General features: G+C 46.0%; 17 protein-coding genes and 1 pseudogene. All 18 read right to left on the reverse strand.

Annotated elements, in window-relative coordinates:
- Positions 1-79: 79 nt before the first annotated feature.
- The 18 genes and pseudogenes from upp to rpmE all read right to left on the reverse strand — a co-directional run bounded on the left by upp (position 80) and on the right by rpmE (position 14,735).
- The gene (gene upp, locus ACOJQI_RS21825) at positions 80-709 is read right to left on the reverse strand and encodes a uracil phosphoribosyltransferase (RefSeq protein WP_421382079.1); all 630 of its coding nucleotides are present in this window, start codon (positions 707-709) and stop codon (positions 80-82) included.
- A 156-nt stretch (positions 710-865) separates the two neighbouring features.
- A complete protein-coding gene (gene glyA, locus ACOJQI_RS21830; protein WP_421382081.1) occupies positions 866-2,107 on the reverse strand; it encodes a serine hydroxymethyltransferase in 1,242 nt (413 codons plus the stop codon).
- A gap of 244 nt (positions 2,108-2,351) precedes the next feature.
- A complete protein-coding gene (locus ACOJQI_RS21835; protein WP_421382083.1) occupies positions 2,352-3,350 on the reverse strand; it encodes an anti sigma factor C-terminal domain-containing protein in 999 nt (332 codons plus the stop codon).
- The gene (locus ACOJQI_RS21840; protein WP_421382085.1) at positions 3,343-3,879 is read right to left on the reverse strand and encodes an RNA polymerase sigma factor; all 537 of its coding nucleotides are present in this window, start codon (positions 3,877-3,879) and stop codon (positions 3,343-3,345) included. The genes ACOJQI_RS21835 and ACOJQI_RS21840 overlap by 8 nt, the downstream gene beginning before the upstream one ends.
- Positions 3,880-4,074: 195 nt before the next feature.
- A complete protein-coding gene (locus ACOJQI_RS21845; protein WP_421382087.1) occupies positions 4,075-4,641 on the reverse strand; it encodes a TIGR01440 family protein in 567 nt (188 codons plus the stop codon).
- A 37-nt stretch (positions 4,642-4,678) separates the two neighbouring features.
- Positions 4,679-5,125: a ribose 5-phosphate isomerase B gene (gene rpiB / locus ACOJQI_RS21850; protein ID WP_421382090.1), complete on the reverse strand. Its 447-nt coding sequence runs from the start codon at positions 5,123-5,125 to the stop codon at positions 4,679-4,681.
- A gap of 129 nt (positions 5,126-5,254) precedes the next feature.
- Positions 5,255-6,202, reverse strand: coding sequence for a methyl-accepting chemotaxis protein (locus ACOJQI_RS21855; RefSeq protein WP_421385535.1), 948 nt, complete (start codon positions 6,200-6,202; stop codon positions 5,255-5,257).
- Positions 6,194-6,568 (reverse strand): annotated as a pseudogene (locus ACOJQI_RS21860) (HAMP domain-containing protein); the annotation flags it as partial. The gene ACOJQI_RS21855 and the pseudogene ACOJQI_RS21860, both read right to left, overlap by 9 nt.
- Before the next feature lie 4 nt (positions 6,569-6,572).
- A complete protein-coding gene (locus ACOJQI_RS21865; protein ID WP_421382092.1) occupies positions 6,573-7,019 on the reverse strand; it encodes a low molecular weight protein arginine phosphatase in 447 nt (148 codons plus the stop codon).
- 192 nt (positions 7,020-7,211) lie between these two features.
- Positions 7,212-7,766 carry a manganese efflux pump MntP family protein gene (locus ACOJQI_RS21870; RefSeq protein WP_421382094.1) on the reverse strand — a complete coding sequence of 185 codons (555 nt, stop codon included), beginning with the start codon at positions 7,764-7,766 and terminating at the stop codon, positions 7,212-7,214.
- A gap of 104 nt (positions 7,767-7,870) precedes the next feature.
- Positions 7,871-8,917: an L-threonylcarbamoyladenylate synthase gene (locus ACOJQI_RS21875; RefSeq protein WP_421382096.1), complete on the reverse strand. Its 1,047-nt coding sequence runs from the start codon at positions 8,915-8,917 to the stop codon at positions 7,871-7,873.
- Between the two features lie 254 nt (positions 8,918-9,171).
- Positions 9,172-9,615, reverse strand: a complete 444-nt coding sequence (locus ACOJQI_RS21880; RefSeq protein ID WP_421382098.1) for a GNAT family N-acetyltransferase — start codon at positions 9,613-9,615, stop codon at positions 9,172-9,174.
- Between the two features lie 108 nt (positions 9,616-9,723).
- Positions 9,724-10,557, reverse strand: coding sequence for a stage II sporulation protein R (gene spoIIR, locus ACOJQI_RS21885; protein ID WP_421382100.1), 834 nt, complete (start codon positions 10,555-10,557; stop codon positions 9,724-9,726).
- A 232-nt stretch (positions 10,558-10,789) separates the two neighbouring features.
- Complete coding sequence (gene prmC, locus ACOJQI_RS21890) at positions 10,790-11,656, reverse strand: peptide chain release factor N(5)-glutamine methyltransferase (protein ID WP_421382102.1); 867 nt, start codon at positions 11,654-11,656, stop codon at positions 10,790-10,792.
- The gene (prfA, locus tag ACOJQI_RS21895; RefSeq protein WP_421382104.1) at positions 11,656-12,726 is read right to left on the reverse strand and encodes a peptide chain release factor 1; all 1,071 of its coding nucleotides are present in this window, start codon (positions 12,724-12,726) and stop codon (positions 11,656-11,658) included. Before prfA ends, prmC begins: the two co-directional genes overlap by 1 nt.
- 90 nt (positions 12,727-12,816) lie before the next feature.
- Positions 12,817-13,251 carry a hypothetical protein gene (locus tag ACOJQI_RS21900; RefSeq protein WP_421382106.1) on the reverse strand — a complete coding sequence of 145 codons (435 nt, stop codon included), beginning with the start codon at positions 13,249-13,251 and terminating at the stop codon, positions 12,817-12,819.
- A gap of 311 nt (positions 13,252-13,562) precedes the next feature.
- Positions 13,563-14,177 (reverse strand): thymidine kinase, encoded by a 615-nt coding sequence (locus tag ACOJQI_RS21905; protein ID WP_421382108.1) that lies wholly within the window; start codon positions 14,175-14,177, stop codon positions 13,563-13,565.
- A 345-nt stretch (positions 14,178-14,522) separates the two neighbouring features.
- Positions 14,523-14,735 carry a 50S ribosomal protein L31 gene (gene rpmE / locus ACOJQI_RS21910; RefSeq protein WP_421382111.1) on the reverse strand — a complete coding sequence of 71 codons (213 nt, stop codon included), beginning with the start codon at positions 14,733-14,735 and terminating at the stop codon, positions 14,523-14,525.
- Between the last annotated feature and the right edge of the window lie 189 nt (positions 14,736-14,924).

Consider the following 14,924-nt stretch of genomic DNA (forward strand, 5'->3'; position numbering starts at 1 on the left):
GGACAGTCCCCCACTCCTTTAAAGCGGTAAAGAAGCCCGCCTCTATAGTTGAAGAGACAGGCTTTCCAATTCATAATGATTATTTTGTTCCGAACAAGCGGTCGCCTGCATCTCCAAGACCAGGGACGATGTAGCCTTTTTCGTTCAGTTTTTCATCAAGGGCCGCGATGAAGATATCCACGTCCGGATGTGCGCTCTTAATGGCGTCTACCCCTTCAGGACATGCCACTAGACACATGAATTTAATGTTTTTGGCGCCGCGCTTTTTGATGGAGTTGATCGCTTCAACCGCAGATCCTCCTGTTGCAAGCATCGGGTCAACGACGATGAAGTCACGCTCTTCGACATCGCTCGGAAGTTTTACATAGTATTCTACAGGCTGAAGTGTTTCCGGGTCGCGGTACAATCCTACGTGTCCCACTTTTGCCGCAGGGATCAGCTTCAGGATACCGTCAACCATACCAAGGCCGGCACGAAGGATCGGCACGATGCCCAATTTTTTACCGGCAAGTGTCTTGGCCATCGTTTTACTTACCGGCGTTTCAATTTCGATGTCCTCCAAAGGCATATCACGAGTGATTTCAAAAGCCATCAGGGATGCTACCTCATCTACAAGCTCGCGAAATTCCTTTGTTCCCGTTTCTTTCTGCCTGATGAATGTCAGCTTATGCTGGATTAGCGGATGGTCGAATACATATACTTTTCCCACTGAAATCTCTCCTTCTTTATGTAAAATTACGTAATCTCTCAAATTCATACTCCGTCCTATTTTACCTAAAAGAACATTGAGTGGCAATGTTTGCACAGAGATGTCATTTTCTCGTAAAAAAACCGCCAAGCGAGGTGGCGGTTTTTCGGTTAAAAATTATCTATCTGCATACAAAGGGAATTTGGCAGTCAGTGTTTCCACACGCTGGCGTGCTTCTTCCAGCTTCTGCTCATCTTCCTGGTTTTTAAGGGTGAAAGCAATAATGGATGCAATCTCGTCCATTTCTTCCAATCCGAAGCCGCGGGATGTAACAGCTGCTGTACCGATGCGGATACCGCTGGTTACGAACGGGCTTTCAGGGTCGAATGGAATCGTATTCTTATTCGTTGTGATCCCGATTTCATCTAAAACTTTTTCAGCCACTTTTCCTGTAAGGTTCATGGAGCGCAGGTCAATCAGCAGAAGGTGGTTATCCGTTCCGCCCGATACAAGCTGCAATCCTTCTTTTACAAGACCTTCACCTAAACGTTTTGCGTTGTCGATGACGTTTTGTGCATAGGATTTGAAGTCGTCCTGCAGTGCTTCACCAAAAGCAACCGCTTTAGCCGCGATGACATGCATCAGCGGTCCGCCCTGGATTCCAGGGAAGATGGATTTATCGATTTTCTTCGCGTATTCTTCTTTGCAAAGGATCATTCCGCCGCGTGGTCCGCGAAGCGTTTTGTGAGTCGTCGTTGTGACAAAGTCCGCATGCGGTACAGGATTCGGGTGCAGACCTGCTGCAACAAGTCCGGCGATGTGAGCCATATCCACCATCAGGTAAGCTCCCACTTCATCCGCAATTTCACGGAACTTGGCAAAATCGATTTGTCTTGGGTAAGCAGACGCACCGGCAACAATCAATTTCGGCTTGTGTTCAAGTGCTTTTTGACGAACGTCATCATAGTCGATGACCTGCTTGTCTTTATCAACGCCGTACTCGACGAAGTTATATTGAATTCCGCTGAAGTTCACGTGGCTTCCGTGAGTCAAGTGGCCGCCATGCGACAAGTTCATTCCAAGGACTGTATCTCCTTGCTCCAAAATAGTGAAGTAAACCGCCATGTTCGCCTGTGCACCAGAGTGCGGCTGAACGTTGGCATGCTCCGCTCCGAAAATCTTCTTCGCACGGTCGCGCGCAAGGTTTTCAGCAACATCGACATGTTCACATCCGCCATAGTAGCGGCGTCCAGGATAACCTTCAGCATATTTATTGGTCAAAACCGACCCCTGTGCTTCCATGACAGCTTCGCTTACGAAGTTTTCAGAAGCGATCAGTTCGATTTTCGTCTGCTGGCGATGCAATTCATCTTGAATAGCTTGGTATAACTCTTGATCTTGTGCTGCAATCTTGCTCATACGGATCCCCCTTCAAATTACGGAAAACGTTTACATTCCGTTTCTATCAATCTCGAAAAATTTCAAATTCCTTCTATATTCTAACATGATTCCGCTGGAGAATAAACGAGTAAAATGGACGGGGTTGAGCGGTGAGGGCGCTTCACCCCTTTAAAGCACTAAGAGGGACTGTCCCTCTTCGTGCTTTAACGCGTTAGCGTGTAATAGGGGACTGTCCCTTTTAGTGGTTTAGTGTGGTAAAGGGTTAGTAGGCATCCCAGTTCCAGTATTCCATGCCGCCGACTTGGACTCCGTGGATTCCTTCGATGTCTTTTAACTTCAGCAGCTCTTTCACTGGTCCTGTCACTACTGCACCATAGACGGTGAAGCCTTCTTTTTTCAGATAATCGTATCTTTCCTGAAGGTGGTCCAGGCCGAGGAAGCTATCGTAATAGCCTTCACTCTCTTCTTCCAAGAAGGTTTTCATGCTCTCCAGCATTGCCTGCTGCAGTTCCTCCATATGACGGGAATCCAATAGCATTTGCGATTGGGACATATAATCTCCATCATGTTCCCTGCCGCTGGATAACCCGTACACACCAGTCAGCTGCATATCATTTCCGCTCGACCCGTATCCAGCTTTGAATTCCTTCATTTCCCCTGTATATAAGGGCATCCATAAGACTTGCAGATCATAGTTTTCAAGCGTTTTTTGGAGCTCAATCGGTTCCATGAATTCCGTCGTAGAGAATGCCATTTCTGCTACTGTTCCCTCATGGACTTTTTCCAACGTAGTCCAGGCAGAATCAGAGGTTTGAGGACTATATTTTTTCCCCGAATTAGGATTTTCCGGTAAGTAGAACCTGAAATAATCACTTGTTTCAGCAGTCTCCCAATCGTATTGAAGATGGGAACTCAACGGCAGGATCCCTTTCGTCATATGGATGTTCCCTGTTGGAAAGTCCTCTTTCCCGATTTGCTCAAACAGCGGTACTTCCATCCTTTGCGTCCACAAGCCGTCGGTTTCACTAATGGGGTAAGACATTGTCGTCTTCACATTAGGAAACTTCCAATCCAGCATCAGATTGATATCATACAAATGTTTCCGGTCCCATTTCAAGGCATCTGCAATGATGTTTACCCCCATCATATAAAAAGAATAGAGTAAAAGAACGGCTATAACTACCTGGATAATCCGAGCGGTAAACTTAAATCGGTATCTCTTCATGATTTTATTCTCCAAATTTTGATCCCATTCAGCCACGTTGATCACTCCTTTCATTTTTCTCATAGAGTTCCTTTAATCTTTTCCTTGCCCTGAACAACTCTGATTTCACCTGGGACTCCGATAAATCCAGCGCTGATTGAAGCTCTTTATAGGAAAACTGTTCATGTTCACGTAAATATAAAAGGGTCCTGTATTTTTCAGGCAGGTGTGAAAGCAATTCCTGCATTTCTGCCACTGTAGATTGCCTGATGATTTCCTCTTCAGGTACTCCATAAGGACTGACCATTTCCTTTTCTTTGAGCAGCCTTGATAAAAACGGGAATCTCTCCCGCCTTTTGCGCTTCCGCCACTCATCAAGGTATACATTCCTGGCTACCTTGAACAGCCAGGCTTTAGCATTGTCTGTCTCTGAAAATTCCAGGGAGACGGTGGCACGGATGAACGTCTCCTGGACAAGGTCCTCTGCTGTTTCCCTGCTCCCGGACAGCTTTACCAGAAAGTAAAATAACTGCTCTGCATACTTTCGATATAACGTTTCAAGACTCTGCCTCTTTTCATCATGCACCGGCTCCCCCCCTTTTTCTCTCTACTTACATAACGTCTGAGCGGCGGTAATGTTACATACATTCAAAAAAATATTTTGCATGTCTTGCTTTAGCACTTTAAAGCAACGGGGGACTGTCCCCCAATACGTTAATGCTTTAAAGTGCTTCATCCCACATAAAAAATGGCGGACCTGTTGTCCGCCATTTTTGTCTCTCTAGCACGATTTGTTTTCGGGTTTTGGTTCGTAGACAGCGCGGGTTCCGCCGATGAGTTTCGGCCGGGTTTTGGCAAGCGTTACGTGGGCTTCCCCTAGCATTTTGTGCGAGACCCGGATGGGAACCGCCACATGTTTCAGGTGCATCCCAATAAAAGTCTGTCCGATATCAATTCCGGCTTCGGCTTTAATAAACTCGACCACCACGGGATCCTCAAATTTTTCATAAGCATAGGTAGCCATTGCGCCGCCGGCTGTTCTGACCGGAATGACGGAAACTTCCTCATAGTCTCTTTTTTCCGCCCATTCCCTTTCCACTACCAGCGCACGGTTGAGATGTTCACAGCATTGAAACGCAACACCTGCGCCCTGCTCATCCGCGAAAGCTTTTACCCTCTCGAAAATCACTTGGGCCGCTTCTGAGGTTCCGGCTGTGCCAATCTTCTTGCCGATCACTTCGGAAGTAGAGCAGCCGACAACCAGCAGATTTCCATTTTGCAATGGAGACTGCTCTTTGAACTCATTCAATATAGTGTTCAGTTGGTTTTTGAGAACTTCGACATCCATGATTGCTGCCTCCTTCTCTAACTTTTACCTTGGCAGATTATCTGTTTTTCTCTTCATACTCTGTTATTTTTCCAATTCTTCGTTCGTGGCGTCCGCCTTCAAAATCAGTCTCCAGCCAGGTTTTTGCGATTTCCCTCGCCAGTCCCGGGCCGATGACTCTTTCGCCCATTGCCAGGACGTTTGTGTTATTGTGCTGACGGGTTGCTTTGGCACTGAATACATCGTGTACCAGTGCACAGCGGATCCCCTTTACTTTATTTGCGGAAATGCTCATGCCGATTCCCGTACCGCAAACCAGTATGCCGCGGTCATACTCGCCCTTTGCTACTTTTTCAGCGACCGGCTGGGCATAATCCGGGTAGTCTACAGATGTATCGCATTCACATCCAAAATCATCAAATTCTATTCCTAGTTCATTGAGCAAATCTTTTATTTCTTCACGAATATTAATACCGCCATGATCTGATGCAATTGCGACTTTCATGCCGTATTCCTCCTGCCATAATGAGTTATAGTTTAATTTTTACATACCCTTGAAAAATTATAAAGAATTATTGATTTTAAATTGTCACCAAACAAAAAAGCTGCACTCCCGCAAGAGCGCAGCCCATTTTTATAAGTGAAAACGCGTGATGGTGTTTTTTAAGCTTTCGGCCTGTTTTTGCAGGGCGGAGGCTAGCTGTTCCACATTTCCCATGACGGCTGCCTGGTCCCTGGTGGCAGCTGCTACTTCGACTGCGCCGGCTGACGTTTCTTCGGCGATGGCTGCCACTTCCTGTGACTGCCTTGAAGTAGATTCGATATACTCCATCTGCTGATCAACAAGTCCGGAAATCTGCTGGACAGATTCAGCCATTTCATTGATGGTCTCAGTCATTTCCTCGATGACGACATTTGTCTGGGTGCCTTTTTTCACTTCATTATTGGCATTCTCCACTTGAGTCTTTATACTGCCGGCCACATTGCCGACATCCGACTGAATGTTTTTTATCAAATCAGATATGCCCTGCACGGCTTTACCGCTTTGATCGGCAAGCTTCCGCACTTCCTCTGCCACAACCGCGAAGCCTTTGCCGTGTTCACCGGCCCTTGCCGCTTCAATGGAAGCATTCAGCGCAAGCAGATTTGTCTGTGCCGCGATGTCGCCGACAAGCTGGATGATCTGCTCTACTTTTTTCGCATTATCCTCCAAACGGCGGACCGCTTCAAGAGAGTTTTCATTCCCTTTCGCCAGCGCTTCAATGCCTTCAACAAGGGAGTTAATGACTTTTTTGCTTTCTGTCAGATCTTTCAGCATTTCCGTTGAGATGGTTTCGGATGACTTGGAACGGTTCTGCACTTCCTGAGCGATCCGGATCACATCATCCACCGATTCAGCAGTCGATTGGATGGAAACAGCAGAGCTTTCGGCTCCAGCCGAGATTTCACTGATGGTCACCGCGATACCTTCTGCCTGCTTGGAAGCCTTGGAAGATGCTTCGGAAATATGGACAACGGTGTCATTCGTTTTATTGAAATTATCGTCGATATTATGGACCATTTCCCTCAGATTGGCAAGCATTGAATTAAATGCTGTACCCAGCGAGCGGATTTCATCGTCGGATTTCGGCAGCTTCACATCATCCTGGATATTCCCTTGTGAAGCTTGAATTGCGGCTTTTTCCAAGTTTTGCAGCGGCTTCGTGATAAAACCTGCAACGAAAAAGGCAAGCACTCCTGACCAGAAGATCCCCATCGCCAATGTTGCTGTCGTAAAAACCGCTTCATTCATATCTGCTGCAAAAGTCGGGCGGATATAATAAATAAAAAGCGCACTGGTGGAGTACGTGATGACCGCCAGCAGCGTAATGAATAAGACCAATTTCTTCCTCAACCCGAATTTGTAGCTTTTTCTCTCTTCCGTTTCCATGCCAAGTTCCCCTTCCATCTCCTCAAGAATTCTTGAGCTTCTCTATCAGCCTGCCAATCAGTCCATCCAGCTCTTTATAGGTTACGCGGTAAATCTCAAGGCTTCCGCCAAAGGGATCCGAAACATCACGGTCAAAATCGTCTTCAGTGACAAACTCTTTTAGAGTAAACATTTTGTCAGCTGCTTGAGGATGCATGCTTGCGATGGTTTGTTTATGTCCCTCAGTCATCGTAAAAATATATTCCGCCCACTGAATGTCCTCAGGGGTCAGCGAACTGGAACTGTGTTCATGTTTTATATCGTTCTCTTTTAAAATTTCTTGAGTCTGAAAGGAGGCTTTTTGTCCATCCGCAGCAAAAACCCCTGCCGATTTCACTTTGAACCGGTCTTTTCCCTTATGCCTCAGAAGCGCTTCCGCCATGGGGCTGCGGCATGTATTTCCCGTACAAACAAATAAAATATTCATCATTGACCAACTCCTTACCCCTATTATAAGCCATTCATCGACAACTCTATAGCGCGCCAAAACAAAAAAATCTTACAAAATAAAAAACAGCCCCTTCAGCACTCTAAAGCACCGGGGGACTGTCCCCACTTACACTAACGCATTAACGCGATGGGGGACAGTCCCCCATCGCGTTAATGTACTAAAGCATCCTTATTAAAATGGCAGCAGCAGTTTGATTCCGAAGGCGAAGAGGATGCAGCCTCCGAGTGCTTCGCTGTAAGAGCCGAGCCAGCCTTGGACACGGCGGCCGACCAGCAGTCCCGCCCATGTCAAAACGGTGGCAGCAACCCCAAAGCAAATCAAGGCTGCCGCCGTTCTCGCCCCGAAGATACCTAACGTGAGCCCAACCGAGAAGCTGTCCAGGCTCACACTCAATGCAAACAACAGGAGCCCGAATCCAACCGGAGTCATCACTGAACTATCGTCATCTTTAAAGCTCGCCAAAACCATTTGTATCCCGAGCACGATCAACAGGATTCCCCCTGCATATCCTGCGAACGAGCCGAATTTTTCAGAAAGAAACTTCCCTGTCATCATTCCCAGCAGCGGCATCCAAACGTGAAAAACCCCAACCGTCAACCCTATGTAGAAAATCTGCCGCATCCGTAGCTGTACCATTCCCATTCCAATCCCTATCGAAAAGGCATCCATCCCGAGGGCAAATGCCATCAACATCAATGTGAACAACTCTGCTATAAGTGCCGTCATTTCATTTCCTCCTTTGGACGTGCCTACATCACACTCTATGCGCGTCCAAAGGAATTTATTTCATTAAATTAAAAAAGAGCGGCAGATATGGTTGCCGCTCAAATTTAATCTTCCTTTATATAATTATATCCTGCCGCTTTCTGGAGCCTGTTCATGATGGCAACACCGACACCTTCATTCGGAAATGTTTCTGAAAAAATAATCTCTACATCGCTTCCATTAAAAGAGCGCAATACATCATAAAGGGAATGGGCGACAGTGCTTAGGTCCGAACGGCTTCCACAGACAAGGATTTTATCCGCGTTGTAAAAATCCTTGTTCTCTTCCGTTGTCAGAACCCCGACCTTCATCCCGCCTCTTCTTTTTTCATCAATCAAAGACTGAATCCATTCTCTTTTTCCTTCAAATAAAATTAACGGTGCATCCGGGGCGTAGTGAGTATATTTCATCCCGGGTGATTTCGGCGCACCTTCTCCTTTAGCGAGGGAAGGGTCCATCAGCACGGGGCCGGCTGCCTCTTCCAGCTGTTCCCTCGTGACTCCGCCCGGTCTTAAAATAACCGGGATTTCTGAAGTACAGTCGACCACCGTCGATTCCACACCGACCCCGGTTTCTCCGCCGTTAATGATTCCACTGATTTTTCCGTCCAAATCCTGTGTCACATGGTGTGCGGTTGTAGGGCTCGGCCTTCCTGATACGTTTGCACTCGGGGCAGCAATCGGCAGGTTAGCAGCTTCAATCAGCGCAAGCGCCACGGGATGGTCCGGCATTCTGATCCCGACGGAATCAAGCCCTGCCGTTACCTTTTCCGAAAGAACGCCTTCCTTTTTATTAAAAATGATCGTTAGAGGGCCCGGCCAAAATTGGTCCATGAAGGTTTGCGCTGCTTCTGGAATCTCTTTGACCAGCTCATTCAATTGCTGCTTGTTGGAAATGTGGACAATCAGGGGATTATCGCTCGGCCTGCCTTTGGCCGCAAAGATTTTATCCACTGCCTCATCCGATTTTGCATTGGCCCCCAGGCCGTAAACTGTTTCTGTTGGAAAAGCAACGACTTCATTATCTTTTAAAAATTGAGATGCTTCCACAATCTGTGGACAACTTTTATTAATATCCACATCGTTCTCCACAATCCAATAATTCATCTTCATTGTGATCCACCTTTATAATTTAAAACAAGATTTATGTCGAGAAAGCTCGTTTCCCGCTGAAATTTAACTATCCTACATCATTTCTACTTTTGCAAGTATATAAGAATTGACAGAGTTATTCAAACCTTATCCACAAAATGTGCATAACTCGAATAAAATTGTGCATAACTTTGTGCACATCTCTCCTTTAACACACTAAAGCAGCGGGGGACAGTCCCCCGCTGCTTTAAAACGTTAATTGAATAAAGCGGCTGCTAGAATTCGAAGTTCATGATGGTGCAGTTATCCACTGTGGATAAGGCTTTTGCATGTGCAAAGTGGTCCAGCTCTGGTGGATAAGCTGATCTATCCACTTGTTTGAAACCTAGCAAGTGGAAAAACTGAACGGATGCCTGTTTGTTCGACACGAGATAAAGAGTGGATAACTGTTTTTCCCGGCCTAATTGAAGGATTTCTTGAAAAAGAGCAAATAAATCCTCTCCATCCATAGTCGGCTTCACCACTAGTGATCTCAGCAATCCAATCCGTTCGTGAATTTCCAGTCCGAGTGTGCCGTCGATCCCCCTTTTTTCATTTTCAACTATTAAGAAGTTATCAACAGCTTCCTCCACTCCCAGCGTACTTAATCCCGCCCTTTCCAGAAACTCTTTTATTGCCACACTATCTTTTTCCACAGCTCTTCGGATTGTTTTCAACATTCCCAGCACCTCTCTCGATTTTCTTTATGTTTAATAGATATGTAATGAGAGAGTAAATAGAACCAAAAAGAGATTCTTTTGTTTTAAAAGAATCTCTTTTATTGCTATTCAGGGGATCAGCTTTTTAAAGAAGTCTATTACGAAGAATCTCACTTCTACTTCCGTTTCTTCTTCTTTTACAAAAAGCTGTTCTTCAGCCGCTGCCTTTTCTACTTTCACTTTATCCACAACTTGCTCACTTGTCACGGTTTCAGAAACTTCTTCCTTTGTACTTGACGGCTCGCTGACTACTGATGCTTCGCTTACTTCTGGCTCATCAGCCTTTACATCTTCTACAGTCGAAACGGCTTCCTCTTCTTCAACAACAGGTTCCACCAACTCCTCATCCATTTCACTGGCTTCTGCTGTTGTTTCAAATCCCGGGCTCCTCACTGCCGTACCGCTTGAAAAATCAAGGAAGCATAGCGGCGGGTACAGTACGCACCACCAATTCGCACCTTTGCCGCTGCCAAGTGTGATCAAGATGGCTTCATATTCACCAGCAGGATATAAAAACTGTCCATAAAGCTTTGTCGGGAAATCTACTTTGCCGAACTCAACGTTGACCGATTGTGACAGGCCTTCCTCTTCCATTACTTCCTCTGCGATTTCCTGCAATTCAGGCAAGCCGGCTTTGATTGTTGAGCGCGCTTCATCAATTGAAGTCAATTTTTCTACCCAAACTGTGATTTCTTCGTTCACTTTGTCACGGATCAAACGCTTGACCGCCTGATCCTCTTCCCGGTCGCTGTCTGCCAAAATCCTCAACCGGATGGCTTCATTCGGAATGACTTGAACCTCTTGCTGTGCAGAGATCGATTCCTGTTTCGGTATATATAAACTTAAGATTGTTCCAATGCTTAAAGTGAGTATGTACATCCATGCTAATTTAGTTGATTTCATTTCCTCCACCGTCCCTTCAGTAAAACAGTGTGGACAGAAATGAGATTTCTTAAACTAGCAAAATCAAATAAATTTCAAAAATGCCAAAATACTAGAATCATAACTTTGCTCTGCTGCGTTAACGTAACAGGGGACTGTCCCCCGGGACGGTGACGCGTTAATACGCCACCGCGCTAAGAGGGACAGTCCCTCTTAGTGCGGCAGTATGTTAAAGCACAATAACTCACATGCTTTATCCTCTAGTACAAAACACCATCCGGTCTTTACCGTTGATGTCGTGGATGATTTCAGTCAGGGCTTCCGGGAAGGCACTGCGCAGCATTCCTGCCACTGCTTCTCCCTGGCCGGCTCCGATTTCAAATCCGATCACGAATCTTTCTTTCATGACATGCGGCAGTTCTTCCATAAAGCGCTGATAGAACTCCAGTCCGCTCTCGCCACCGAATAGAGCTGAGTGTGGTTCATGGTCCTTGACGACTTCTGACAATGAGTCCAAATCACCCAATGGAATATACGGCGGATTGGATACCAGCACATCAAGTTTCAATCCCTCAGTAATCAACGGCTCCAGCAGATCTCCCTCTAAAAATTTCACCTGGGCACCAAGCTCCCCTGCATTGTGCCGGGCAACCTCCAAAGCGTCCGCTGAAATATCGACAGCCGATACCGAAAGCTTAGGCTCCTCCAATTTCAACGTAACCGCAATCGCCCCGCTGCCCGTACCGATATCCGCAAGCTTCAATTCTCCAAAAGCATCAAAATGCTTCCGAACCTTTTCCAACGTATAATAAACCAATTCCTCCGTTTCAGGACGGGGAATCAGCACATATTCATTAACCAGGAATTTCCGGCCGTAGAATTCTTCAAACCCGATGATATGCTGGATGGGCGTCCCCTGGATGTGGGCAGTAATTCCGCGGACAAATTCCAACTTCACTTTATCGTCCAGCACCAGCCGTTGATTCGCAAGCAGCTGGGATCTGTCCATCCCCAGCATATGTTTCATTAACAGTTCTCCCGCATTTTCATCCCGCTTATTTTCTATTAAAAAAGAAGAAGCCCATTTAAGGGCTTCAAAAACTGTATTGCAATTGCTCATTATTCTTCCATTCTCTCGAGAAGTTTAGATTGGTCTTCAAGGATAAGCGCGTCGATGACTTCATCCAGTTTACCTTCTAAAATCTGATCGAGTTTTTGGATCGTCAATCCGATGCGGTGATCCGTCACGCGGTTTTGCGGGAAGTTATACGTACGGATACGCTCTGAGCGGTCACCAGTACCGACAGCAGATTTACGGTTTGCATCGTATTCTGCCTGTGCCTCTTGCTGGAACTTATCATACACGCGGGCACGGAGTACTTTCATCGCTTTTTCTTTATTCTTGATCTGTGATTTTTCATCCTGACATGAAACCACAACACCTGTCGGCAGATGCGTTAAACGGACAGCCGACATCGTCGTGTTAACACTCTGTCCGCCTGGTCCGCTGGAAGCAAACGTGTCGACACGGATATCTTTTTCATGGATATCGACTTCGACTTCTTCTGCTTCAGGCAGGCACGCAACCGTTGCTGTTGAAGTATGGATACGTCCGCCGGATTCCGTTTCCGGTACACGCTGGACGCGGTGTGCACCATTCTCATACTTCATTTTTGAAAAAGCACCATTACCATTGATCATGAAAATGATCTCTTTATAACCGCCGACTCCAGTTGAATTGGCTTCCATGACCTCGATCTTCCAGCCTTGCGTTTCAGCAAAACGGCTGTACATGCGGTAAAGATCTCCTGCGAACAAGGCCGCTTCGTCACCGCCTGCTGCTCCTCGAACCTCCATGATAACGTTCTTGTCATCATTCGGGTCTTTCGGAATAAGAAGGATCCTCATTCTTTCTTCAAGCTTCTCGATTTGTTCTTCGAGCTCGGAAACTTCCTCCTTGACCATGTCGCGCATGTCAGCATCAAGCTTCTCTTCAAGCATTGATTTGGCGTCTTTGTACTGGGAAGTTGCTTCCTTATATTCACGATATGCTTCAACAGTTTCCTGGATGTTAGATTGTTCTTTTGAATATTCTCTTAGCTTCTTTGGGTCATTCACAATTTCTGGGTCGCTCAAAAGCTCATTCAGCTTTTCATAGCGATCTTCAACTGCTTGTAAACGATCGAACACAGCTATTCACCTCAATTTTAATCCATAACAGTCTAATTATATTATATGCACGCCTTAAACACAAGAAACGGCAAAAGGGGGATATCCCTTTTACCGCTCTTGGATCTTGACATTGATTTTATAACGTGGCATTGCTCTTATGAGGCGTTTGCGAAGTTTCGCTTCTTCCTCATCCCTTCTGTCCTGGGACATCTCATCACGGGTATAGGCCGTCACCCACATTTGTTCGCCGTTTACCCAGACCTGGCCGGCTTCATAATCTGTATATTCCTCTATGACTTCCCTTGTCTTATTGACGTCTGTGCCTATATTCGGCTGTGTTTCGGATAAGTCAATAAAGTTCGGGTTCTGATTGGTTTCCATCGGCTGGTCGACATTCTGGTTCGTATCGACGTCCGTCAGGTCATTATTGACGAACCTTCTGCCGTTTTGGTCTTCATCCTGGACGTAAAGATTGTCTCCATCTTGTGCGCCGCAGGCAGTGAGTAAAATAGTCAGTGCAAATAAACTGATGACTTTCTTCATCTGAAAACACCTCCTGACCATAGGTTGTCCTATGAACAGGAGGTTATTCAACAAAAGGAATGGGTGATTTCCGCTGCAGGCGCGTGACTCCGCGGGGCGCGCGGTGAGCCTCCTCGGTTTCGCCTGCGGGGTCTCACCTGTCGCGCTAGTCCCGCAGGAGGTCACACACCTTCCGCTCCAATCAACTCAAACAAGCAGAGATTAATCACCGTACAGAATCGACTGCTTTGCAAATAATTATTCAACAGCTCAAGCACACACTCAAATAAAAAAAATAAAAAACCGGAAACCCAAAGGCTTCCGGCAATTATTTATACTTCTTTCACGATCGATTCCTGACTGACGCTTACTCCTTTGGGTACCTGGTGATGGTGGCGGCACCTTGGCTCGTAGGCTTCGGAAGCCCCGACCAGGATGATGGGATCATCGTATCCTGCAGGTTTTCCATCAATGAGGCGCTGTGTACGGCTTGCGGGCGATCCGCAAACGGAACAGACAGCCTGCAGCTTGGTCACTTGTTCAGCGGCAGCCATCAGGCGGGGCATCGGACCAAATGGTTCTCCGCGGAAATCCTGGTCAAGTCCTGCAGTGATGACACGATGGCCGCTGTCAGCAAGTTTTTGTGCAACTTCAACGATTCCCTCGTCAAAAAACTGAACTTCATCAATGGCAACAATATCTGCGCTTGCCGAGACTTCTTCAAGAATGTCCAAAGAAGATGCAACAGGCTTGGCAATGACAGAAGTCCCATTATGGGAAACCACTGCTTCCTCGCTGTATCGGTTATCTAATTTCGGTTTGAAGACCATGATTTCCTGCTTGGCAAATTGCGCTCTTCTGACGCGTCGAATCAACTCTTCGGATTTCCCTGAGAACATGCTTCCGCAAATTACTTCCAACCAACCGGTCTGCTTCATGATATACATGAAATTAGCCCTCTCCTTCCTCGATCGTAATACTAAATTCATTATCAAAACGCACCCTATGTAGCAACCCGCATCAGTAAAAATAAAAAAGAAATAAGTGCAAAAACAGTTTGATGCGGGTTAAAAAAGAATGCCGGCAAGTTCAAATTTCAGAAAAAAAGAGGCACAGTCTTTTCACTGCCTCCAACGATTACTTTATTATTTTCTCATAAAAGAGAAATAAAAAACAGGCAAGCATAATATCCTTGCCTGTTTTCTTTAAAGATTAGAAAGGGAGAAGTTCCAGGGATCTGTTAAGCACCAATGCTCACAGGAAGCCGGGAACCCTCCGCTGCTTTTCTAAAATTATTGTTGTTTGTTTTTAAGGCCGTATTTTTTGTTGAAACGATCAACACGTCCGCCGGCATCAGCGAATTTTTGACGACCAGTGTAGAAAGGATGGCACTCAGAACATACCTCTACTTTAACTTCCTTCTCAACAGAACCTGTTTCGAATTCGTTACCGCAAGCACATGTAACCATCACTTTGTTGTAAGCTGGATGAATTCCTTGTTTCATTCTTTTTCATCTCCTTTTTGCCCTGAATCATCTGAGACAGAGTTATATATAGCGCAATAATATGCGATATGAGCATAAGCCGTTTGACCAGCCCCTTACCGCATCCACTTTAAAAACACACTGACAATATTATAACAAGTCCACACCCTAAATGCAACCTGGTTTTTGAGCTGGATAATATTCACTTTG

Origin of the sequence: Bacillus salacetis (genome assembly GCF_049177075.1) — a bacterium.
GTDB lineage: Bacteria > Bacillota > Bacilli > Bacillales > Bacillaceae_B > Rossellomorea > Rossellomorea salacetis_A.